This is a genomic window from Cryptosporangium sp. NPDC048952 (genome assembly GCF_043197895.1).
Taxonomy (GTDB): domain Bacteria; phylum Actinomycetota; class Actinomycetes; order Mycobacteriales; family Cryptosporangiaceae; genus Cryptosporangium.
This window is the reverse complement of sequence record NZ_JBICTY010000006.1, coordinates 325,376-347,245: the sequence shown is the minus strand read 5'-3', so window position 1 is coordinate 347,245 and position 21,870 is coordinate 325,376. Positions and strand designations below refer to the sequence as shown.

Here is a 21,870-nt window from a genome sequence, read left to right as displayed (position 1 = left end):
TGTTTCTATCAGGTTTCCACTGGGGACTACCCGAAGACCGGATTTATCCGGTGGGGATTGCGAACCGATCGTCCGGAGCGATCGGCGCCGGAAGGGCCAGGAGGTAACCGTCATGTTCGAACTTCACTGTGGAGCCTGCGCCCAGCCAGGAGCGTCGAGTGACAACCGAGCCGAGGTACAGGCCCTTCTCGAACTCCACAACAGCCTGGTTCACCGCGGAAGCCCGGTAGCTGTGCTCCGTCGCCGCATCTTCGGCCGCCCCGGCGGTCTCGCTGCCTGAACCTCGTCGATCTGCCACGGTGGCCTGGGCTGCCGGTGTGGCCGCCCACGCGGCGGCGAACACTCCGGCCCAGGCCACAGCTATGAGCAGCGCCGCCACGGTGCTGCTCACCGATCCCCAGCCCAGATAGATCCGGCCCGCGGCCAGCAGGGTGACCGCTGCGGCGCCGATCGTCCACGCCGAACCCCGGCGCAGCAAGGTCGGTTGTTTCCGGGCGACCGTCCAGGACGCGAGCACGATCGCGGTGGTCGAGGTCGCGTGTTGGATCGCGAAGAGACGCTCGCTGTGTGCCACTGCTTCGGCGACGTTCAGCACGATCACGAGCAGGACGAGGGGTACCACGGCGCCGCCCGAGGCGAGCAGGCCCAGCGCGCCGCGCCGGCGGGGTGAGCGCACGGGGCGAAGTAGCACGACGACGGCCGCGACGGCGATGACGCTGTACGACGGCGTGGACGTCAGCAGGACTTCGGCGGCGAGGTCCAGGCCGCCCCATGAGAGGGAGTCGAGCGCGGCCGCGACCGGTTCGTCGACCCGCGGGAGCCCACCGGCCTGGACGGCGAGCACGACCAGGGCGGTCAGGGCGCCACCGATCATCGTCAGTGCGGCGACGAGCCGCGGGGTGGACGTGCCGCCGAGCCGACCCAGTCGACGTCCCGCGACGATGCCGGCGACCATGGCGACCAGTGCCACGACGAGGCCGAGCGTGGCCTGTCCCGCGACCGCCGAGACCTGGCGGTACGAGCTCCCGGCGAGTTGCCCCGCGCCGACCCAGCACACCGACCACAGCACGCCCGCCGGGACGCTGTACCGGAGGAACGTGCCCAGTGGCATCTCGCCGGTGCCGGCCAGGCGGGGCACCAGCGTGCGCGCGCCGACGATCCAGCGCGCCAAGAACACCGACCGCCCGCCGTGCCGAGCGGTCAGCCCCGCCGCACGACCCATCGCCCCCTCGAGCCGCCGCTCGACGAACCGCCTCCGCCACGACCCCGAACCGCGCCCTCCGGCAGAACGGCCCCGGCGGCCGGCGAAGAAGGCGCAGGTGTCGCCGGTGATCACTGCTGCGATGGCGGTGGCGATCGCGGTGGGGAGGTTGATCGTGCCGTTGTCGGCGAGGAATCCCAAGCCGAGGGCGGTCGAGACGCTCGGCAGGAGTACGCCGGCGAGCAGGGCGGGCTCTCCGGCCAGGATCAGAAAAGCGAGAACGACGACGACGGGCGCCGGGAGACCGAGGAGGTTGTCCAAGACGGTCTGCATGAGGCGACCTCCGCGTCACCGGCTCCACCGGCCGGGCGCCTGCAGACTCTCGCTTTCGGACGATTCGATACATCGGGGAGAGCCCTGGGAGGCCACCCTGAGATTCAGCCGTGCTGCATCCTGAGACCCGTCCTTCCCGTGCGCCTTCATGACCAGCGGTAGGTACACGGCGACGGAAGGTGGATGGTTCGCTCACGTAAGGCGATCCTGTGGATCCTCAGGTTTTCTGCCGTTTCACGATGCGTTCGCCGTCAATTGTGGCAACGATGGAAACCTAGGTCGCGTTGGGCATAGCTCTGGTGAGGATGTGCGTTTGCGTCGATCAGTGCGCTTGGTGAGGACTGGGCCGGTGGCGGCCCGGGTACTTGGTGACGCGATGATCGGGCGACGCAGGACTACCGCAGCGGTGTCGGTGCTGGTCACCGCCGGGTTATTGTTTGGTTCAGCGGGCGTGGCGCGAGCCGATACCCCGGTGCCACCCCCAGCGGCCGAGACGACGCCGACCACCACGCCGACCGCGGAGAAGACCGCGGAGAAAACGGCGTCCGACGAAGCGCCGGCCGCAGGGGAGACCCTCGCGCAGCAGGTGAAGAAGAAGCAGATCGCCGCCGAAGCAGTCGCGGAGCGGCTGGAAGAGGCCAAGGGCGAGCTGGCCACCGCGCGCGGTGACCAGGCGAGCGCGGAAAGCCGCCGGGCCACCGCCGCCGACGACGTCGTTTCCGCGCGGGCGGACTTCGACGAGTGGGCGCGCAAGACGTACATCGAGTCGGCGGACCAGCCGTCCGCGTTACCCGGCGACCCCCGCCGTCGCATGTTCGGTCACCCCGACCCGGAGACCGACACCGCCGAGGCTCTCCTCGCCCGGGCCGAGGCCGCGGAACGCACCGCGATCAGCGACGTCAACGTGACGACCGCGCTCGCGGAGGCGGCGGCGGATCGCGTCGAGCAGATCGGCGCGGAGCTGTCCCGCCGGGCTACGGAGATCAAGAAACTGCGGTCCGGCCGCGAGCACGTGATCGACGCCGCGGAGGCGGGGCAGGAGGCGGTGGACGCCGCGCGGTCGTCGGAGTACATCCGGGACGCGAAGGGGGTTGCCGCGCCGGCGGTGCTGAACGCGATCGAGTTCGCGTTGGCGCAGCGTGGGAAGCCTTATGTGTGGGGGGCTGAAGGTCCCAGCACGTATGACTGTTCGGGGCTCGTGCAGACCGCGTTCGCGTACGCCGGGGTGTCGTTGCCGCGTACTGCCCGGCCGCAGTTCCGGGCTACGCAGTTGGTGCCTACTACCGAGTTGCTCCCCGGTGACCTGTTGTTCTTCGCGACCGACAAGTCGAATTGGGACTCGATCCATCACGTGGCGATTTATCTCGGTGACGGGAAGATGCTGCACGCGCCGACCACCGGGGACGTGGTGCGAGTTGCTCCCGTGTGGTGGGAGGAGTTCTACGCCGCTACCCGCGTTGCGCCGGGGAGCGTGAAGCCGCGGCCGATCCCCGTCCCGGCCCCGGCTCCCGCGCCATCCCCCACAAAGCCGACCCCGTCCCCGTCGGCTTCCCCCTCCGGCTCGCCCTCGGGTTCCCCGTCGGGATCGCCCACAGGTTCGCCATCCGGATCGGCCTCCGGCTCGCCGTCGGGCTCGCCATCGGGTTCGGCCTCCGGATCACCGACAGGTTCGCCGTCCGGGTCACCGACGGGTTCGCCGTCCGGGTCGCCGTCCGGGTCACCGACAGGTTCGCCGTCAGCGACCGCGTCGGGTTCGCCCTCCGGGGCGGCGTCGGGCTCGCCGTCCGGGTCGGCCTCCGGATCGCCGTCCGGGGCGGCGTCGGGTTCGCCGTCAGCGACCTCTTCGCCGACCGGAACGCCCTCGCCGATCGGGCCGCCCTCGCCGTCAGCGAGCCCCAGCAAGGCGACCCCCAGCAAGTCGAGCTCCGCCGCGAAGACCTGCGGCGCCAGCCCGTCCCCGTCGACGTCGCCGACCCCGACCGGCTCACCGAGTCCGAGCCCTAGCCCCAGCCCTTCCAAGGTCGCCTGTTAGATCATCAGAACGTGCTCAGCGACCACGAACTGCACGCCATGGCGCAGCGACTGGTCGACGTACCGGGGATCATCGGCGTGATGCTGGGCGGTAGCCGCGCCCGCGGCGCCCACACCGACTCCTCGGACGTCGACCTCGGCCTGTACTACCGGCCCCCACTCGACGTCGACGCTCTCGGCGCGCTCGCCAGAGAACTGTCCGGCCCCGAGGCAACCGTCACCGCGACGGGCGCCTGGGGCCCGTGGGTCGACGGCGGCGGCTGGCTTCGCATCGCCGACACCCCTGTCGACTGGATCTACCGCCAACTCGACCGCGTCGACACCGCCTGGCACGACGCCCGCGAGGGCCGGTTCAGCTTCCACTTCCAGGTCGGGCACCCGTTCGGCGTCCCCGACTTCTCCTACGTCGGCGAGGTCGCGCTCGGGCAGGTGCTCGCCGACCCGTCCGGGGCACTCACGGACTTTCGGCAGAAAGCACAGGACTACCCGCCCGCGCTCCAGGAGCGCGTGGTCACCGCCGCGCTCAACGAGGCCGAGTTCGCGCTCACGATCGCGCGCAAAGGCGTCGGCAGGCGCGACACCGCGTACGTCGCCGGCTGCCTGTTCCGGGTGGTCGGCCTCTGCGCACACGCGTTGCACGCGAACGCCGGTGTGTGGCTGATCAACGAGAAAGGCGCTGTCGACGCCGCAGCCGCGCTGTCGGGCGCGCCGCTGGACTTCGCCGAAGCGGCCCACGGTGTGCTGGCCGGGCTCGGCCGGTCGGAGATCGACCTGCGAGCTGCCCTGCACACCGCGGGCCGACTGATCAGCGCCACGTCGGCGACCTGCGGTCAGCGGTGGCGGAAGTAGTGCACCGCCAGCGCGATTCCGCTGGCCAACGTGACGACGCCGAACGCGGTGTGGACGACCATCGAGCCGCCGACCAGCGACACTGCCATGTTGCCGACCAGGCCGATCGTCAGCAGGACCCAGAGGAGGGGGCGGAGGATCTGCGAGTTGCTCGAGGTGGACTGCTGGGACATCGTGGGCTCCTTCGTCGGTCGCGGTGACGAGATGAACGCTAGGCACGGCGGGAGCGCGCGCCGAGCCCCTCAACTGCCGTTTCGAGGTACAGCAGGCTGTACCGACCGGTAGACCGGCACGCTCTAGGGTCGTCGAGCATGAGCACAGAGCGGAGCAGCGTGCGCGCGGCGCTCGGCAGAGCCGCCAGTCGAGGGCTGACCGGCCTGGAGCAGTTGATCGGCGGGTTCGGCACCGCGGTGGTGGCGCTGTTGTTGCTGATGGTCATCGTCGTCACGGCGGTCGCCTCACTGGCCGGCGTCGGTCTGCTCGCCGTTCCGGTGGTGGCCAGGACGGTGCGCTCGCTGGCGAACCGGGAGCGGCATCGGCTGGCCCGCTACGACGTCGACCTGCCCGAACTCGATCCGCCGACGCGTGGGGTCCGTGGGGCGCTGGCCGATCTGTCGCTCCGGCGCGAGCTGGGCTGGATCGCCGTCCACGCGACGCTCGGGTTCCTGATCGGCCTGATCGGCGTGCTGCTGCCCCTCTTCGCGCTGCGTGACCTGACGTTCTTCCTCTGGTGGTGGATCGGTCCGGAGACCCCGTCCACCACGTCGATCGGCATCGGCCACGTGGACAGCCCGTTCGAGGCGCTCTGGGCCACGCTGCTGGGCGTCGGCTGGGTCGCGTTGATCATCGGCGTGGTGCCGAACATCGCGCGGGTGCAGTCGTGGCCGGCGCGCAAGCTGCTCGTCCCCGACCCGAGCGTCGACCTCTCGATGCGGGTCGCCGAACTGACCTCCACCCGCGCCGCCGCGCTCGACGCGCACGCCGTCGAACTGCGACGGATCGAACGGGCCCTGCACGACGGCAGCCAGAACCGCCTCGTCGCGGTGAACGTGCTGCTCGGCGCCGCTCGCCGAGCCTTGACGCGTAACCCGGACGAAGCCGAAGCGATCCTGGCCCGCGCACAGGACGCCGCCGAAACCGCACTGGCCGAACTCCGTGCCGTGGCCCGCAGCATCCTTCCGCCCGTACTCGCCGACCGCGGCCTGGCCGGAGCTCTGACCGGCCTGGCCAGCGCGTCCGCCGTCCCCTGCGAAGCCGAGATCGACGTGTCGGGCAGATGTGCGGCGTCCGTCGAGGCCACGGCGTACTTCGTCGTCGCCGAAGCGTTGACGAACGTTGCGAAGCACAGCGGAGCGCAGCAGGCCAGAGTCACCGCCGCGCTGCGTGGCGGAAAGCTGCTCGTCGAGATCACCGACGACGGCCACGGCGGCGCCAACGCCGAGAACGGGTCCGGATTGGACGGCATCCGGCGCCGGATCGAGGCGTATGACGGAGTCCTGCGTCTCGACAGTCCGAAGGGAGGCCCTACGATCCTCGCCGTGGAGCTCCCGTGCGGATCGTGATCGGTGAGGACGACCCCCTGCTGCGTGAGGGGCTCGCTCTCCTGTTGAGGGCCGAAGCGCTCGACGTCGTGGCGACGGCCGGTGACGCGGCCGAGTTGCTCGAGGCGATCGACACCCATCGGCCGGACGTCGCGCTGGTCGACGTCCGGATGCCGCCGACGCACACCGACGAGGGGATCAAGGCCGCGGTCGAGGCGCGCAAGCGCCACCCGAAGCTGTCGATCCTCGTGCTGTCGGCCTACGTCGAGCAGGCGTTCGCCACCGAGCTGCTGGCCGGCGGCAGCAACGGCCTCGGATACATGCTCAAAGAGCGCGTCGGACGCGTGGAGCAGTTCCTGGAGGCGCTGTACCGCGTCGCCGACGGTGGCACCGCGATCGACCCGGACGTCGTCACGCAGCTGCTGTCCCGGACGAGAACGGATCCGCGGCTGGAACGGCTGAGCCCACGGGAGCGCGACGTGCTGGCGTTGATGGCCGAAGGGCTGGGCAACGCCGCGATCGCGGAGCGGCTCGTCGTCACCGACGGGGCGGTGCACAAGCACATCCGCAGCATCTTCGCGAAGCTCGACCTGCCGCCCGACGACGAGAACGACCGCCGGGTCACCGCGGTGCTGCGGTACCTCGAGGACGTCCGCCGCAAGCAGTAGTGCAGGCGGGGTACAGCAGGCGCTACTTCAGCACGGCAATGAGCGGGAGTGTTCGGAACGCCGCGGAACGATGAACTCTTCCCATGCTGAAAAACCTGATCCGACGCTTTCCGCTCACGAGCTTCTTCGCACTGGCCTTCGGGGTCAGCTGGATGTTCTGGATGCCCTACGTGCTGGGGGATCACGGCACGAACGTGGAGCCCGACATCCACATCCCGGAGATCGGCGGCTCCGGTCAGCTCGTCGGGTTACTCCCCGGCGCGTACCTCGGGCCGTTGACCGCCGCGTTCATCGTGACGATGGTCGCGGAGGGCAGGGCCGGGCTGCGGCACTGGAAGGGGCGGCTGTTCCGCTGGCGGGTCGGGTGGGGCTGGTTCCTCGGAGTGCTGTTCGGTGTGCCGGCCGCGATCCTGCTCAGCACGGCTGCTCTGCCCGCGGCGTGGGAAGAGGTTCGGGCCCCGTCGGTTCTGATCGCTGTCGCGTTCATCCCGATGGTGATCGTGCAGTTCATCACCACCGCGACGGCGGAGGAGCCCGGCTGGCGGGACTTCGCGCTGCCCCGTCTGCAGCGCCGGTTCGGTCCGGTCGTCGGTACCTGCGTGCTCGGGTTCCTCTGGGGTTGCTGGCACCTGCCGCTGTTCCTCACCGAGTGGGGCGGCTACCCGGACGTCGACTGGATCCAGCCGGTCGAGTTCGTCGCGTCGTGCATCCCGCTGAGCCTCGTGATGACGTGGGTGTTCAACCGCAGTGGGCAGAGCCTGCCGCTGGTCATGTTGCTGCACGCGCTGATCAACAGCACGTACTCGCTGGTGTGGCCCGAGGTGTTCCCGAAGCTCGACCACGCCAAGGACACGCTGCACGGCCTGATCATCGTCACGACGATCGGCGCGATCATCCTCATCATCGCCACCCGCGGCCGCCTGGGCCTCGACACCGCCGAAGCTGCTTCCGATGCCGACGCCGCCCCTCGGCCGACCCCGGCGTCCGCGCCCGCAGGCCCCGCGCCACTGGCCTGACGGCCCCCGCACCCGCGGGCTGCGCTTCGCTGGCCGACGGCCACCTGCGGCGGTGCTCGCCCTGCGGCGCCGCGCTCGCGGCGGACCAGCGTCCTGGACGCCGAGAAGGCCCCCGGTCGGGGGCCTTCTCGGCGTTCGGAGGCGGATGATCTGCAACGGGAGCAGTCGTACGCTGGGGGCATGACCGCGATGGCGCCCAACCGCACGAGCCCGGACCTCTCGTACCTGCTCGACCACACGAGCCACGTTCTGCGGACCAGGATGGCGGCGGCGCTGGCGGAGATCGGCCTCACCGCCCGGATGCACTGCGTCCTCGTCCACGCGCTGGAAGGAGAGCGGACGCAGGCCCAACTCGCCGAGATCGGCGACATGGACAAGACGACGATGGTCGTCACTGTCGACGCCCTCGACGAGGCCGGCCTCGCCGAGCGCCGCCCGTCCAGCACCGACCGCCGCGCACGCATCATCGCGGTCACCGAGAAGGGCGCCGAAGTCGCACGCCGGAGCCAGGAGATCGTCGACCGTGTGCACGCGGACGCCCTCGGCTCACTCGGAGCGAAGGACCGCGACGCGCTGCTCGCGGTCCTCACCGAACTGGCCACCCACCATCTCGCCGAACCCGCCGAAGGCCCCGCCCGTCGAGCACGACAACGTTCGTAAGGGATTGTCTGCAACAAAACTATCTACTACTGTCCTACCTGTAGCCACTACGGGAGGACCGTCATGTCCCGCTGGATCGCCCTCGGCGTGATCGCCACCGGCCTGTTGATGAGCGTGCTCGACGGCAGCATCGTCACCGTCGCGATGCCGGCCATCCAGGACGACCTGGAGCTCTCACCCGCCGGGCTGAGCTGGGTCGTCAACGCCTACCTGATCGCATTCGGCAGCTTCCTGCTGCTCGCCGGACGCCTCGGCGACCTGATCGGCCGCAAGCGCATGTTCCTGGCCGGGTCGACCGTGTTCACGCTCGCCTCGCTGCTCGCCGGCGCGGCGACCGGCCCCGAGATCCTGATCGTCGCCCGCTTCCTGCAGGGCATCGGGAGCGCGATGAGCGCCGCGGTTAGCCTCGGCATCCTCGTGACGCTGTTCACCGAAGCGAAGGAGCGATCGGTAGCGATCGCGGTCTTCAGCTTCACCGGGGCGGCGGGGGCCTCGATCGGGCAGGTGGTGGGCGGCGTGCTCACCGATGCCCTGAGCTGGCACTGGATCTTCTTCATCAACCTGCCGATCGGGATCGCCGCGATCGCGCTCGCGATTCCGGCTCTGCCCGACGACCGGGGGATCGGCCTCGAAGCCGGTGCCGACGTCGTGGGCGCGGTCCTGGTGACCGGCGGCCTGATGGCAGGCATCTCCGCGGTCGTCACGAAGACCCCGCTCGTCGGCGTCGGAGGCCTCGCGCTGCTGATCGGGTTCGTCGTCCGCCAGGCCACCGCGAAGACGCCGCTCATGCCGCTGCGCATCTTCATGACACGCAGCGTGTCGGTGGCGAACGGCGTGCAAGTGTTGATGGTCGCGGCGCTGTTCAGCTTCCAGATCCTGTTCGCGCTGTACCTGCAGAACGTCCAGGGCTACGGGGCCGCGGAGACCGGGTTGGCGATGCTGCCCGCCGCGCTGACGATCGGCGCTGTCTCCCTCGGGGTCGCGGCGCGGCTCAACGCCCGGTTCGGGGAGCGGGCCGTGCTGCTCGCCGGGATCCTCCTGCTGATCGCCATGCTCGCGCTGCTCACCCGCGTACCGGTGCGCGCCGACTACGTCACCGACCTGCTGCCGCTGATGTTCCTCGCGGGTGGATTCGGGCTCGCGTTGCCCGCGTTGACGTCGCTCGGCATGTCCGGCGCGAAGGCGGACGACGCCGGCCTGGCGTCCGGGCTGTTCAACACGACGCAGCAGATCGGGATGGCCCTCGGTGTGGCCGTGCTGTCCACACTCGCGGCGGCGCGCACCGAATCGATGCTCGACGAAGGCAGGGCCGTCGCGTTGACCAGCGGTTACCACGCCGCGTTCGCGGTGGGGACCGCGCTGCTCGTCGCCGCGTTCGTGCTCGCGTTCCTATTGCTCCGACAGCAGCGCGAGGCCCAGGCGGAGGTCACTAGCCTGAGCGTGTGACCGTCGAGCTCGTCCTGCTGCCCCGGGTGGCCTTTCGCGGCGTGGAGGTCGTCGGCCCCCGGGTGCGGCACCTTCTCGCGCTGCTGGCGGGGGAGTTGCGGTCCGGGCAGAGCTCCGAGCGGCTGATCGACGAGCTGTGGCCCGACGAACGGCCGGAGCATCCGACGAAGGCGCTCCAGGCGCTGGTGTTCCGGGCCCGGTCGGCGCTCGGGCCCGACCTGATCGTGAACACGCCGCGCGGCTACCGCCTCGCGCTCACCGAAGAACAGGTCGACGCCACGGCAGTGCTGCTCAGAGCGTCGGAAGCCGCAACAGCAGCCCGACGGGACGCGCACCCGGCCGCCCTCGAAGCCGCCGAAGCCGGCCTGACCCTCTTCGCCCCCGACCCGGCCGCCGCCACGGGCCGCTCCGCCGGCGCGATCGGCTCGGGCGAGGCAGCCGGTAATCCGCTCGGGCAGCTCCGGGCGGAGCGCGTGGCCACCTACCGGGCGCTGGCGCGGGCGCGGGCGCTCGCGCTGGCGGGGCTCGAGCGGTGGGCCGACGCGGTCGGGCCCCTGACCGAGCTGCACGACAGCGCCCCGCGCGACGAGGAGATCCTGGCGGAACTGCTCCGCGCCGAAGCCACCACCCAGGGCCCCGCGGCCGCGCTCGCCCGCTACGACACCTACCGCCGCACCCTCCGCGACGAACTCGGCGCCGACCCCGGCCCAGAACTGCAGGCCACGTACACCGAGCTCCTCCGACCCAAGCCCCGCACCGAACACCACGGCATCCCGTTCGACCCCAACCCCCTGCTGGGCCGCGACGACGACCTCGCCGCGGTCGCCGCGCTCATCCGCACCTCCCGCGTGACGTCGATCGTCGGCATCGGTGGACTGGGCAAGACGCGCCTGGCGCAAGCGGTGGCGCGCGCCACCGACAACAGCACCGTCCACTTCATCGCGCTCGCCGGCGTGGCGGCCGACAGCGACGTCCTCGGCGAGATCACGACCGCCCTCGGTATCGCCGAGGGCCCCACCGACATTCCCGGGATCGTCGACGCGCTCGGCTCGTCGCTGCTCGTGCTCGACAACTGCGAGCACGTCATCCACGGCGCCGCCGACCTGGTCCACCGCCTGGTGGCGGGCAGCCGGAACCTGCGTGTGCTCACCACCAGCCGCACTCCGCTCGGCCTGTCGTCCGAGGCGATCCATCTCCTGCCCGAGCTCAAGGCCCGGGACAGCGAGGAGCTGTTCCGGCAGCGCGCCCGCGCCGTGCGTCCCGGCGCCTATCTGCCGGACGACGTCGTCAGTGAGATCTGCGGGCACCTCGACGGTCTGCCGCTCGCGATCGAACTGGCCGCCGCGCGGATCCGGGCGCTCCCCGTGCGCGAGATCGCCGACCGGCTGCAGGAACGGTTCACGCTGCTCCGAGGCGGCTCGCGGGACGCGCCGGAACGACACCGGACGCTGTCGGCGGTCATCGACTGGAGCTGGCACCTGCTGACGCCGTCCAGCCAGGCCGCGATGCGGGCGCTGTCGGTGTTCCCCGGCGGCTTTCCCGGTGAGACCGCCGAGGATTTCGGCATCGAGAACGACACGCTCGCCCACCTCGTCGACCAGTCGCTGCTCACTGTCGTCGAGACCGGCTCCGAACTGCGGTTCCGCATGCTGGAGACCGTGCGGGAGTTCAGCGCGCTGCGCCGCGCGGAGGCCGGGGAGGACGACAGCGTCCGCGACCGCTTCCTCACCTGGGCCCGCGACTTCGGCACCGCCCACCACGAGGGGCTGTTCGGCCCCGACTTCGTGCGGACGGTCCACCAGGTCCGCGCCGAGCAGGACAACCTCGCGTTCGCGCTCCGGCTCGCGATCGAGCGGTCCGACGGGCCGAGCATCGCGGCGACGGTCGCCGCGCTCGGCGGCCTGTGGATGGTCGAGTCGAACCTCACCAAGCTGCTGACGCTGCCCGACGAACCGGCCTGGGCGCTGTCGCACTACCGGCCCGAACCGGACGGCGTCGAGGTCGCGCGCGTCGCGGCGGTGCTCACCGCGATCAGCGTCGGCCTGCTCCAGCCCGAACGGGCGGCCCGGTCGCTGGTGACCGCGCGGCGTCTCCCGCCGACACGCCCGACGACGCTGGTCAGCGCCGCCGACGCGGTGCTGCGCTGCCGCGACTTCGACGAGATCCGGGAGCTCGCCGGAAGGCCGGAACCGATGCTCGCCGCGGTCGCCAACAGCGTCCTGAGCTACGCCGCCGAGTCCGCCGGTGACCGCGAGACGGCATTGGCCACCGCCGAACGCGCGCTCCGCGTGCTGGGTGACGCGGGCAACCGCTGGATCCGCGCGGCCGCGCACTCCCGGGTCGGCGAGCTGCTGGGCACCGACCGCACCGAGGAAGCGCGGATGCACTTCACCGTCGTGCTCGACGTCTTCACCGAGCTGGGCGCCTGGGCGACCGCGACGCGGATCCGGTGGGCGCTCGTGTTCGCCAATCTGAGTGCCGGCCGGCTCGACGAGGCGGAGCGCTGGCTGGCGGAGTGCATGCGCCACGATCCCGACGAACGCACCACCATGTACGGGTTCGACCTCGCGCTCCGGGCCGAGCTCATGCTCCAGCGCGGCGACGTCGACGCCGGGCTGCGGCTCTGGCGGGAGGTCGTCGAGATCGCCAAGGACTCCGACGACGCGACGTCCTCCGGGCTGTCGTGGGCGGCCGAGGCGCAGTCCGCGGCCCTGCTGGCCCACGCGGGGGCCGACCGGCTCGACCTGATCCCGGACATCGACCCCGCGACGCTGCTGGCGGGGAACCCGTCACCGAGCATGTCCGCCTGCGGCGCGGTGCTCACCGCGCTCGCGGCGGTGCGACCCGACGGCGATCTGATCGCGCTGGCCGAACTCTGTAGCCTCGGCGGAGGCGGCTTCCCGTCGTCGATCAGCAGTGGTGAGCGGATCCGCGACCGGGTCGCGGACACGGACGCCTATCGGGCGGCGGTCGAGAGCTACGCCACGCTCGCGCGTGACGAGATCCCGGCCGCCGCCCTGGCCCTGCTCGCCGCCCATGCGGCGGTCAGCGGACGCGAATCCGTCGGAACGCCCTCCGTGCCCACACGTAGCCTGCCAGCGTGAGCCCGACGGACCAGGCGACGGAGACCCACCCGTCGGACCCGACCGGAGCGCCGGAGAACAGCGCCCGGATCGCGTCGATCATCACCGTGAACGGCTGATTGCTCGCGAACCATCGCACCGCGCCGGACATCGTCTCCGTCGGGACGAACGCGCTGCTGATGAACGGCAGCAGCTGGATGATGATCAGGAAGCCACCGGTGGAGTCCACCGTCGGTGCGGCGAGACCGACGGCGACCGACAACCACGCGAGCGCCAGCGTCATCAGCGTCACGATTCCCAGGACGGCGAGCCACTCCAGCGGGCCGGCGTCCGGCCGGAACCCCAGTGCGAGCGAGACGCCGAGCACGAGCGCGACGCTGACCAGGGTCCGGATCACCGCGGCCAGCACGTGTCCGGTCATCACCGACGACGGTGCGATCGCCATCGTGCGGAACCGCTGGATGACGCCCTCGGTCATGTCCTGGTTCACGGCCAGCGTCGTCGACTGCACGCCGTACGCGATCGTCATCAGCAGGATGCCCGGGACCAGGTAGTCGATGTAGTCGCCACCGCCGGTCGTCGCGGCCTGCCCGAGAGCGCGGAAGACGCCGACGAACAGCAGCAGCAGGAACACCGGGATGAGCACCGAGACCATGATCGCTGTCGGATTTCGCCGCAGGTGCGTCATGTTTCGCTGGAACATCGCTGCGGAGTCACTCAGTGCGTACGTCATCGGACGATCTCCTTGGAAGCGGTGAGGGCGAAGAACACGTCGTCGAGGTCCGGGGTGTGCAGCGACAACTCCTCGACCTCGATCGAGGCGGCGGAGAGTCGATCGAGCAGCGACTGCAGGGCACGGACGTTGCCGTTGCCGGGCACGGTCAGCGCCAGGCCGTCCCGCTCCGCCTCCGGCAGCACGGCGGAAGCGGCGTCCAGCGCGGCGAGGTCGGCGAAGACCAGGCGGACGTGACCGCCCGAGACCTGCCGCTTCAGCTCGGCAGCAGTGCCGACGGCCACGAGCTTCCCGTGGTCGAGGACCGCGATGCGGTCCGCGAGCTGGTCCGCTTCCTCGAGGTACTGCGTGGTGAGGAAGATCGTCACGCCGTCGGCGACCAGCCGCCGGATGACCTCCCACATCGTCTGCCGGCTGCGGGGGTCGAGCCCGGTGGTCGGCTCGTCGAGGAAGATGATCTTCGGGTCGCCGATCAGCGTCATCGCGAGGTCCAGGCGACGCCGCATGCCTCCCGAGTACGTCGACGCCTGCTTGTTGGCGGCCTCGGTCAGTTCGAACCGCTCCAGCAGTTCCCGGGTGCGCTTGCGGCCCTCGCCGCGTCCCAGGTGGTGCAGCTTCGCCATCAGGTTCAGGTTCTCGGCGCCGGTCAGCATGCCGTCCACCGCGGAGAACTGGCCGGTGACGCCGATCGCCCGGCGGACGGCGTCGGGGTTCTTCGTGGGGTCGGCCCCGGCGACGCGGACCTCACCGGCGTCCGCCGAGTGCAGCGTCGACAGGATGTGCACCGTCGTGGTCTTGCCGGCACCGTTCGGGCCGAGCAGGGCGAAAATCGTTCCGGCGGCTACGTCGAAGTCGATGCCGTCGAGCACGACCTGCTCGCCGAACGACTTGCGCAGCCCGGCGACTGCGATCGCCGGCTGGGGACTGGTCACGGTTCCTCCTCCGTCAGGGGCTTGCCAGAACTGTGAGGGGCCGTGGATTCACGGCGGTTCCACCGTGGTTCCGAGCCTGGTTCCGAGCGGTTCCGGGGTGCGTCGGCTCAGCGAAGCCGCTCGCGGACGACGGTCACGGCGACGGCCGAACCGAGGAGCACCAGCGCCGTGGCGGCGATCTCCCAGGAACCGGGACCGCCGGCCACCACACCCAGGTAGTCCAGCCCCGCGAACTCGTTCACGACGCACCACCACAGCGTCAGGTACCCGGCCTGGAACAGGCGGGGCGCACCACTGACCAGCCCGAGCAGCAGTGCGAGTGACGGGATGAACACTGCGCCGATGGAATCGGACAAACCCAGCCGCACGATCGCCGCACCGCCGACCACAGCCGTGAACGCCACCCCGGCGATCCACTCGGCCAGCAACCGCGCCACCGGCCCCGGGCACGCGGCGAGCAGCGTGTCGACGCCGACGTCCCGGCCCCGCATCCCGAGCCGCGACCAGACGAGCACCGGCCACCCCCACGACGCCAGCAACAGCGGCGCGACGGCCCGCTGCGGTACGACGATCGCCGCGACGAACAGCACCACGGCGACCGGCCACCACCAGCGCGAGATGCCGGAGAGCAGGATCCGCGCCTCCCCGACGACCAGCCGGCCGAACGTCGAACGAGCCAGCACGGCGCCGCGCGGATAGGCGACCGGCGGAGCATCCGGAGTCGTGAGATCACCGGTGGGCCGCGCGGGGCCATCCGACGACCGGAGCGGACTGAGCCGCCCGAACCAGAGCGCGGGCACCAGCGCCACCACGACGGCGCAGAGCACCAGCAGCGCGCGTTGCGAGACGAGCGACGCGGAGAGCGGCAGACCGTTCCAGCGGAACGTGGTCGGCGGTGTGTCGAGGTACATGAACCCGATCGCGCCGTCCTCCGGCCGCAGGCCCTGCGAGGTCATTGCTGCCTGCAGCGAGTCGGTGAGCAGACCGGTGCCGAGACCACCGAGCGGGGCGGTCGGCGACTGCGCGGCGATCATCCCTACCAGCGCGACGCCGAACCAGACGACGTTCCCCAGGCCGCCGCGCAGCCCGGGAACGGTCTCCCAGAACACCGCGAGCGCGGCGGTGACCGCCAGCACCGGCAGCGTGAGCAGCACGAACGGCTGCAGCAGCGCACCGGGCGCGATCGAGTGCGACTCACCGCGCGCCAGCTGCATGAGCACCGCCGTGAGCGCCAACGCGCCGGCCATCGACGCGAGCACGAGGAAGTTGCCGAGGAACGTCCCGATCAGGTACGACGCACTGCGCAGCCGGGACGTGACGAGCAGCTCACGCACGCCGGTCGCCCGGTCCTGCGCGAGCGCCGTGCGCACCACGTAGAACCCGCCGACGCAGAGCCAGAGCGCGCCGGCGAGTGCGGCGACAGTGCCGGTGTACGCGCTGTTGTAGACCCCCCGATAATCACCGAGGCTGACGATCGTCCAGTGCGAACTCGTGGCGGGGACCGCCAGGTATCCCAGGCCGACGGCGGCGAGCAGCACGATCGCGTAGGCGGGGCGTCGGCGGCGTTCGCGGAAGCCGGCCAGGGCTACGGCGAGGATCATCGGACCAGGCCCAGGTAGGCGTCTTCCAGGTCGGGCACGGCTTGCTCCGCGTGGGGACTCGGCGAGGACGGCGCGAGCACCCGCACGCGAACCCCGGACGGTGTCCGGATCAGCCGGGTCACGGGGTAGCCGGCCTGGAGCCGGGGCACGTCGGCCGGGGCGACGGTCAGCTCCCACACCTGCCCGGCCACGGTGTCCAGCAGCCGGTCGAGGCTTCCGCGGTGCACCAGCCGGCCTCCGGCCAGCACCGCGATGTCGTCGGTGACCGTCTCCAGGTCCGACACGATGTGCGTCGACAACAACACCACTTTGTCCGACGCCAGATCGCTGAGCAGCGTGCGGAAACGCACCCGCTCCTGCGGGTCGAGGCCCGCTGTCGGTTCGTCGACGACGATCACGCGCGGGTCCGCGAGCAGGGCCTGGGCGATCCCGACGCGACGCAGCATGCCGCCGGAGTAGCCGCCCAGTGGCCGCTTGGCGGCGGAGCTCAGGTTGACCAGCTCCAGCAGTTCCGGGATCCGCGTCCGCGCCGTGCGCCGCGACAGGCCCTTGACCGCGGCGAGATAGGACAGGAACTCGAGCGCGGTCAGGTGCGGATGGACGCCGAAGTCCTGCGGCAGGTAGCCAAGCGTGCGCCGCAGCGCGTCCGGCTTCTTCACGACGTCGACGCCGTCGAAGCGCACCTGGCCACCGGTCGGGCGCGTCACGGTGGCCGCGATGCGCATCAGCGACGACTTGCCGGCACCGTTCGGACCGAGCAGACCGAGCACACCGGCGTCCAACCGCAGCGTGACGTCGTCCACAGCGCGTTTCTTGTTCCGGTAGTCCTTCGTGAGGTCGACGAGTTCCAGCATCATGCGGCCTTCCGATCTGGGCATGCGTCGGAGCACACCAGCGGGACGGCTCCTCGCACACGGACCGCAGCCATCGACTCGGAGTAGAGCTGGGTCTACCGACATCGGCCTGCGTGGGCGGTTCACTGGCGTCGGTGAACGTTTTCGACCGTCGTTTCCTGCTCAGCCTGTGGCCGTGGCGCGCGACCGCGTTCGTCGCGTCGACGGTGCCGGTCGGTGTGGCGGCGGCGGTGCCGTTCGGGGTGCTCGGGCTGCCGTTCCTGCTGGCGCTTACCCGGCACGAGCCGGTGTGGATCGTGCCGGGAGCAGGGCTGGTCGTCGGGCTCGGGCCGCTCGTGGCGCTGCCCCTCGCCGACGTGGAGCGGGCGCGGCTGCGGTTGCTCGGCTACAGCGTCGTCCGTTCGGGGCACCGGCCGGTGTCGCCGGGCAGCTGGCTCCGCACCCGCTACACCGAGGCGGCGACCTGGCGCGAGGTCGCCTACGCGCTACTGCTCCTGACGGCGGGCGCTGTGCTGTACAGCGCGTTGGCCCTCGTCCTCGTGCTGACGGCGAGCTGGCTGGTCGCCCCGTTGGCGGTGGGGGACGGGCCGGTCGTGCTCGGCTTGGGAGCGGTGACCACGGTGGCCGAGGCCCTGCCGTACGCGGTCGCCGGCCTGGTGGTCCTCCTGCTGCTCCCGTACCTGGTCACGCTCACCGCCTGGGCGCACGGTGCCGTCGCCAGGGCGATGCTCGGGGAGTCCGAGGAACTGATCGAGGTCACGCGGTCGCGGTCGCGGCTCGTCGACGCGTTCGAGGCCGAGCGCACCCGGATCGAGCGTGACCTGCACGACGGTGCCCAGCAGCGGCTGGTCAGCCTCACGCTGCAGCTCGGCGTCGCCAAGGTGTTGCTGGACGACGAGACCCCGGCGGCCCATGCCGTCGCCGACGCCCATCAGCAGGCGAAGAACCTGATGGTGGAGGTGCGTGAGCTCATTCACGGCATCCGCCCGCAGCTGCTCACCGAGCTCGGTCTGCCGGACGCCGTTCGGGAGCTGGCCGATCGCAGTCCGGTGCCGGTCGCCGTCCACGCGTCGCTGCCGGGTCGGCCGGCGCCGCACGTCGAGATCACCGCGTACTTCGTGGTCGCGGAGGCGCTGACGAACGTCGCGAAGCACAGTAACGGGCACACTGCGACCGTCACCCTCGCGCGGGAGGGGCCGACCCTCACTGTCGCCGTCAGCGACGACGGACGCGGCGGCGCATCTCCCGACCGCGGCACCGGACTCACCGGCCTGGCCGACCGCGTCGCAGCAGTGGGCGGTCGGCTCCTGCTGTCCAGTCCGGACGGAGGCCCGACCAGGCTGCGAGTGGAGCTGCCGTGGAACTGATCCGGACCGTCCTCGCCGAGGACGGAGTGCTGCTCCGCGAAGGGCTGGCCGGTGTGCTGGGCCGCTTCGGGTTCGAGGTGGTCGCTGCCGTCGGAGATGGCGACGCTCTGCTGGACGCCGTCGCGCGCGTCGACCCCCAGCTGGTGATCACCGACGTCCGGATGCCGCCCGACTTTCTCGACGAAGGGCTACGCGCGGCCCTCACGCTGCGGGAACGCCATCCAGGGCTGGCGGTGGTAGCGCTCAGCCAGTTCGTCCAGCACGCCTACGCGACCGACCTGCTCGAGTCCGGCGACGGTCGGCGGGTCGGCTATCTGCTCAAGGATCGAGTCGTCGACGTCGCGGACTTCGTCACCGCGCTGCGTCGGATCGTCGCCGGGGACACGGTCGTCGACCCGGACGTCGTCCGGCAGCTCCTGCGGCGGCGCAACGACCCGGTCACCCGGCTGTCGGACCGGGAGCGGGACGTACTCGCGCTCGTCGCCGAGGGGCACTCCAACGCCACGATCGCCAAGAGGCTGTTCCTGTCGGAGGCCGCCGTCGGCAAGCACGTCGGCAACGTCCTCACGAAGCTCGACCTACCGCCGACGACGGACGGCAACCGCCGCGTCCTGGCCGTCCTGACCTGGCTCCGCAGCAACCGCTAGGGGGTGAAGGTCACCTCCGGGTAGTCCGGGGACGGGCCGGTCAGTAGTGGTGAGGGGTGGCGGCGGAGGTGCTGGTCGAAGAACGTGGTCACGTAGCGGCGTTCGATCTCGACGGCGCGCTCGCCGTCGATCGTGCCGATCGGCTCTTCGAGCTCCTCCGGTGTGCGCCCGAGGTACGGCGCCGCCTGGCGCAGCAGGACGACGAAGTCGTGGAACGTGCCGTGGCCGGAGTCCGCGAGATTCAGCTGGAGCTTCGGCCCGCGGTGCTGGGCCCAGAACTTCGCCCAGGTGGGGTCGGTCGTGCGGGTCTGGTCGTCGCGGCCGAACAGCAGCACCGGCCGGTCGGAGCCCCGCTGTGCCGCAGGTGTCCACAGCGTTCCGTCGAGGTTCACCCCGGCGGCGATCCGGCGGTCGACGTCCATCGCCGCAGCGGTCGTGGCGCCGCCGTCGGAGTGGCCGAGCATGCCGATCGCGTGCTCGTCGATCACACCTCGATACCTCGCGATGAGCTGATCGAGAACGAATCGGACGTCAGCGACCCGGGAGTTGATCGCCTTGGTGGTGACCGCGAGCTCGTTCGCCGGCGTGAGCGCGGGCAGCCGGGACGGCTCGACGTGCCCGTCCGGCATCTCGACGACCCGCGAATCGTGCACGTGGTCGATCGTGACGACGAGGTATCCGTTCGCGGTGAGGCCTTGGACCAGTGAAGTGGCCTCACCCCGGTGACCCCCGAGGCCGGGGGAGTAGAGCAGCACCGGCCACCCGTGCGGCGCACGCGCCACCGGGGCACCCTCGTGACCGGCGGTGATCGGCCAGTCGAAGACCGGCAGCCCGTTCGCCTTCTCGTAGGCGCGAGCGGCCGCCGGGGCCAGCCACGGCACCGCGGGATATCCCCGGACGGTGGCCGTCGGGTACCAGAGTTGGACGATCAGGTCCCGGGAGCGATCGGTGGGCACCCACGGATCGGCTCGATGGACGTCGACCAGGTGCAGTGACGTGGTACCGACCGCGTACGGGCCGGTAGGCGCGGGAAGCGTGAACCGCGGCGGAGCCGCGGCCCCGACCGCGAACAGAGCGAGAGCGACGAGTACGGCGAGCAGTCGTTTGGACATGCGGTCCAGCGAAGCGGTTGGGGATCGCTCGGCGCAGTGGGCGGCGACCCCGTTCTGATCGGGGAGCAAGCCCCACCGACAAGGCCGCTCCGGATGCGTACCGTCACCGTCGTGAAAGGAATCCGGGCGCTGGCCTACGTGGTTTCCGGCGTGGGTGTCGGCCTTCTCGCGGTGTTGTCGCTGCTGCTACCACCGGCGATCCGGCCGCTGCTCGCGCTGGAACGGCGACGGTTGGGGTTGTTGGGACGGTCGGTGCCGCCGGAGGCGCGGGTCACGCGGCGCGAGGTGGCGTACGTGGCGCTGCTGGCGAGCGTGCTGCTCGTGGTGAACGTGCTCGGTACGTGGGTGGCGGTTGCGGTGCCGGGGCTGCTGCTGGTGATGATGTGGGTGGGGGAGCCCGGGTTGTTCCTGGTGTTTCCGCTGGCGCTGGTGCTCGTGATTGCGTGGGGTGTGGTCACTGGTGTGGCATCCGGTGCTGGGTGGGTCGCGGAGTCGCTGCTCCGGCCCGGGACGCTCACCCGCTCGCGCGTCCGGCTGATCGACGCGTTCGAGGTGGAACGACGCCGGATCGAACGCGATCTGCACGACGGGGCTCAGCAGCGGCTCGTCGCGCTGAGCATGACGCTGGGGCTCGCCGAGCTCGAGCGCGACGATCCGGAGACCGCCCACGCGCTCGTCGTCCAGGCCAACGAGCAGGCCTCGGCAGCGCTGGCCGACCTGCAGGCGCTGGTCCGTGGCATCCACCCCCGGGTACTCACCGACCTGGGCCTTTCCGCTGCGATCGCCGAGCTGGCCGAGGGCTGCGGTGTTCCGCTGACCGTGGCGGTCGACGTGCCTGACCGCCTTCCCGCTGCCGTCGAGTCGACCGCGTACTTCGTCGTCGCGGAGGCCCTGACCAACGCGATGCGTCATGCCCGGCCGAGCCACATCTCGGTCACCGGCGCGGTGCAGCGCTCGACGCTGACGGTCGAGGTCCGCGACGACGGCATCGGTGGGGCCAAGCCCGGCGACGGCTCCGGGCTGATCGGTCTCGTCGACCGCGTCGACGCGCGTGGCGGCCGCCTCACGCTGAACAGTCCGCGCGGCGGCCCGACCGTGCTGCGGATGGACCTGCCGTGCTCCGCGTAGTGCTCGCCGACGACGCGGTGCTGCTCCGCGAAGGGCTGATCGCCGTGCTCACCCGCTTCGGTCATTCGGTGGTGGCCGCCGTCGGTGATGTCGACGCTCTCGCGCGTGCCGTCTCGGAGCACCGGCCCGACGTCGTGGTCACCGACGTGCGGATGCCGCCGTCGTTCACCGACGAGGGGCTGCGTGCCGCGCTCGACCTGCGACGCGAGCACCCGGGGCTGTCGGTGCTGGTGCTCAGCCAGTACATCGCCGTGGGATACGCCGGGAAACTGCTCGAACCGCCGGATTCGGCGGGCGTCGGCTATCTGCTGAAGGACCGCGTCGGCAAGGTCGCCGAGTTCGTCGACGCCGTCGAGCGGGTCGCGGCCGGTGAATGCGTCATCGATCCGCAGGTCGTCCGCCGGTTGCTCGCGCGGACACCGCTGGACCGGCTGAGCCCGCGCGAACGGGAGGTGTTGGCGCTGATGGCGGAGGGCCGGTCGAACGCCGCGATCACCACGGCGCTGACGGTCACCGAGAAGGCCGTGAGCAAGCACATCGGCTCGATCTTCCTCAAGCTCGGGCTCCCCGCGGAGGGCAGCACCGACCACCGCCGCGTCCGAGCCGTCCTCGCCTATTTGCAGGGCTGAGCCTCCTCCGAACGGACATTTCCATGTGCACGTAAGCGG

General features: G+C 71.1%; 19 protein-coding genes. 12 read left to right on the top strand and 7 right to left on the bottom strand.

Going from position 1 to position 21,870, the window contains the following annotated elements; all coding sequences use genetic code 11:
- Window positions 1-43 precede the first annotated feature (43 nt).
- A complete protein-coding gene (locus ACGFY5_RS32030) occupies window positions 44-1,534 on the bottom strand; it encodes a DedA family protein (RefSeq protein ID WP_392725716.1) in 1,491 nt (496 codons plus the stop codon).
- Window positions 1,535-1,985: 451 nt separating this feature from the next.
- Here ACGFY5_RS32030 and ACGFY5_RS32025 point away from each other — a divergent pair, with 451 nt between their 5' ends.
- Both ACGFY5_RS32025 and ACGFY5_RS32020 read left to right on the top strand, forming a co-directional pair.
- A complete protein-coding gene (locus ACGFY5_RS32025; RefSeq protein WP_392725714.1) occupies window positions 1,986-3,566 on the top strand; it encodes a C40 family peptidase in 1,581 nt (526 codons plus the stop codon).
- An 11-nt stretch (window positions 3,567-3,577) separates the two neighbouring features.
- Entirely contained in the window at window positions 3,578-4,414 is an 837-nt protein-coding gene (locus ACGFY5_RS32020; RefSeq protein WP_392725711.1) for a nucleotidyltransferase family protein, read from the top strand.
- Here ACGFY5_RS32020 and ACGFY5_RS32015 read toward each other — a convergent pair.
- Window positions 4,396-4,587: a hypothetical protein gene (locus tag ACGFY5_RS32015; protein ID WP_392725708.1), complete on the bottom strand. Its 192-nt coding sequence runs from the start codon at window positions 4,585-4,587 to the stop codon at window positions 4,396-4,398. The genes ACGFY5_RS32020 and ACGFY5_RS32015 overlap by 19 nt on opposite strands.
- 138 nt (window positions 4,588-4,725) lie before the next feature.
- Between ACGFY5_RS32015 and ACGFY5_RS32010 the strand changes: the two genes are divergently transcribed.
- The 6 genes from ACGFY5_RS32010 to ACGFY5_RS31985 all read left to right on the top strand — a co-directional run bounded on the left by ACGFY5_RS32010 (window position 4,726) and on the right by ACGFY5_RS31985 (window position 12,849).
- Window positions 4,726-5,976 carry a sensor histidine kinase gene (locus ACGFY5_RS32010; RefSeq protein WP_392725705.1) on the top strand — a complete coding sequence of 417 codons (1,251 nt, stop codon included), beginning with the start codon at window positions 4,726-4,728 and terminating at the stop codon, window positions 5,974-5,976.
- A complete protein-coding gene (locus tag ACGFY5_RS32005) occupies window positions 5,964-6,623 on the top strand; it encodes a response regulator (RefSeq protein WP_392725703.1) in 660 nt (219 codons plus the stop codon). The genes ACGFY5_RS32010 and ACGFY5_RS32005 overlap by 13 nt, the downstream gene beginning before the upstream one ends.
- Before the next feature lie 83 nt (window positions 6,624-6,706).
- Window positions 6,707-7,639, top strand: a complete 933-nt coding sequence (locus tag ACGFY5_RS32000) for a CPBP family intramembrane glutamic endopeptidase (RefSeq protein WP_392725700.1) — start codon at window positions 6,707-6,709, stop codon at window positions 7,637-7,639.
- 180 nt (window positions 7,640-7,819) lie between these two features.
- On the top strand, window positions 7,820-8,299 hold the full coding sequence (locus ACGFY5_RS31995; RefSeq protein WP_392725697.1) for a MarR family winged helix-turn-helix transcriptional regulator: 480 nt from the start codon (window positions 7,820-7,822) through the stop codon (window positions 8,297-8,299).
- A 63-nt stretch (window positions 8,300-8,362) separates the two neighbouring features.
- Window positions 8,363-9,745: an MFS transporter gene (locus ACGFY5_RS31990; protein WP_392725695.1), complete on the top strand. Its 1,383-nt coding sequence runs from the start codon at window positions 8,363-8,365 to the stop codon at window positions 9,743-9,745.
- Window positions 9,742-12,849, top strand: coding sequence for a BTAD domain-containing putative transcriptional regulator (locus ACGFY5_RS31985; RefSeq protein WP_392725693.1), 3,108 nt, complete (start codon window positions 9,742-9,744; stop codon window positions 12,847-12,849). Before ACGFY5_RS31990 ends, ACGFY5_RS31985 begins: the two co-directional genes overlap by 4 nt.
- Here the strand turns inward: ACGFY5_RS31985 and ACGFY5_RS31980 are convergent.
- The 4 genes from ACGFY5_RS31980 to ACGFY5_RS31965 form a co-directional block, all read right to left on the bottom strand.
- A complete protein-coding gene (locus ACGFY5_RS31980; protein ID WP_392725691.1) occupies window positions 12,791-13,561 on the bottom strand; it encodes an ABC transporter permease in 771 nt (256 codons plus the stop codon). The genes ACGFY5_RS31985 and ACGFY5_RS31980 overlap by 59 nt on opposite strands.
- Window positions 13,558-14,493 (bottom strand): ATP-binding cassette domain-containing protein, encoded by a 936-nt coding sequence (locus ACGFY5_RS31975; RefSeq protein ID WP_392725688.1) that lies wholly within the window; start codon window positions 14,491-14,493, stop codon window positions 13,558-13,560. The genes ACGFY5_RS31980 and ACGFY5_RS31975 overlap by 4 nt, the downstream gene beginning before the upstream one ends.
- Window positions 14,494-14,600: 107 nt before the next feature.
- Window positions 14,601-16,094: a hypothetical protein gene (locus tag ACGFY5_RS31970; RefSeq protein WP_392725686.1), complete on the bottom strand. Its 1,494-nt coding sequence runs from the start codon at window positions 16,092-16,094 to the stop codon at window positions 14,601-14,603.
- On the bottom strand, window positions 16,091-16,948 hold the full coding sequence (locus ACGFY5_RS31965) for an ABC transporter ATP-binding protein (RefSeq protein WP_392726365.1): 858 nt from the start codon (window positions 16,946-16,948) through the stop codon (window positions 16,091-16,093). The genes ACGFY5_RS31970 and ACGFY5_RS31965 overlap by 4 nt, the downstream gene beginning before the upstream one ends.
- Before the next feature lie 134 nt (window positions 16,949-17,082).
- On the opposite strand from ACGFY5_RS31965, the gene ACGFY5_RS31960 reads away from it, so the two are divergent.
- Window positions 17,083-18,315 carry a sensor histidine kinase gene (locus tag ACGFY5_RS31960; protein ID WP_392725683.1) on the top strand — a complete coding sequence of 411 codons (1,233 nt, stop codon included), beginning with the start codon at window positions 17,083-17,085 and terminating at the stop codon, window positions 18,313-18,315.
- Window positions 18,315-18,962 carry a LuxR C-terminal-related transcriptional regulator gene (locus tag ACGFY5_RS31955; protein ID WP_392726363.1) on the top strand — a complete coding sequence of 216 codons (648 nt, stop codon included), beginning with the start codon at window positions 18,315-18,317 and terminating at the stop codon, window positions 18,960-18,962. The genes ACGFY5_RS31960 and ACGFY5_RS31955 overlap by 1 nt, the downstream gene beginning before the upstream one ends.
- Here ACGFY5_RS31955 and ACGFY5_RS31950 read toward each other — a convergent pair.
- A complete protein-coding gene (locus ACGFY5_RS31950; protein ID WP_392725682.1) occupies window positions 18,959-20,074 on the bottom strand; it encodes an alpha/beta hydrolase family protein in 1,116 nt (371 codons plus the stop codon). The two genes, ACGFY5_RS31955 and ACGFY5_RS31950, sit on opposite strands and share 4 nt — an antisense overlap.
- Before the next feature lie 111 nt (window positions 20,075-20,185).
- Here ACGFY5_RS31950 and ACGFY5_RS31945 point away from each other — a divergent pair, with 111 nt between their 5' ends.
- Both ACGFY5_RS31945 and ACGFY5_RS31940 read left to right on the top strand, forming a co-directional pair.
- A complete protein-coding gene (locus tag ACGFY5_RS31945) occupies window positions 20,186-21,202 on the top strand; it encodes a sensor histidine kinase (protein WP_392725680.1) in 1,017 nt (338 codons plus the stop codon).
- The gene (locus tag ACGFY5_RS31940; RefSeq protein ID WP_392725677.1) at window positions 21,190-21,831 is read left to right on the top strand and encodes a response regulator; all 642 of its coding nucleotides are present in this window, start codon (window positions 21,190-21,192) and stop codon (window positions 21,829-21,831) included. The genes ACGFY5_RS31945 and ACGFY5_RS31940 overlap by 13 nt, the downstream gene beginning before the upstream one ends.
- Window positions 21,832-21,870 lie beyond the last annotated feature (39 nt).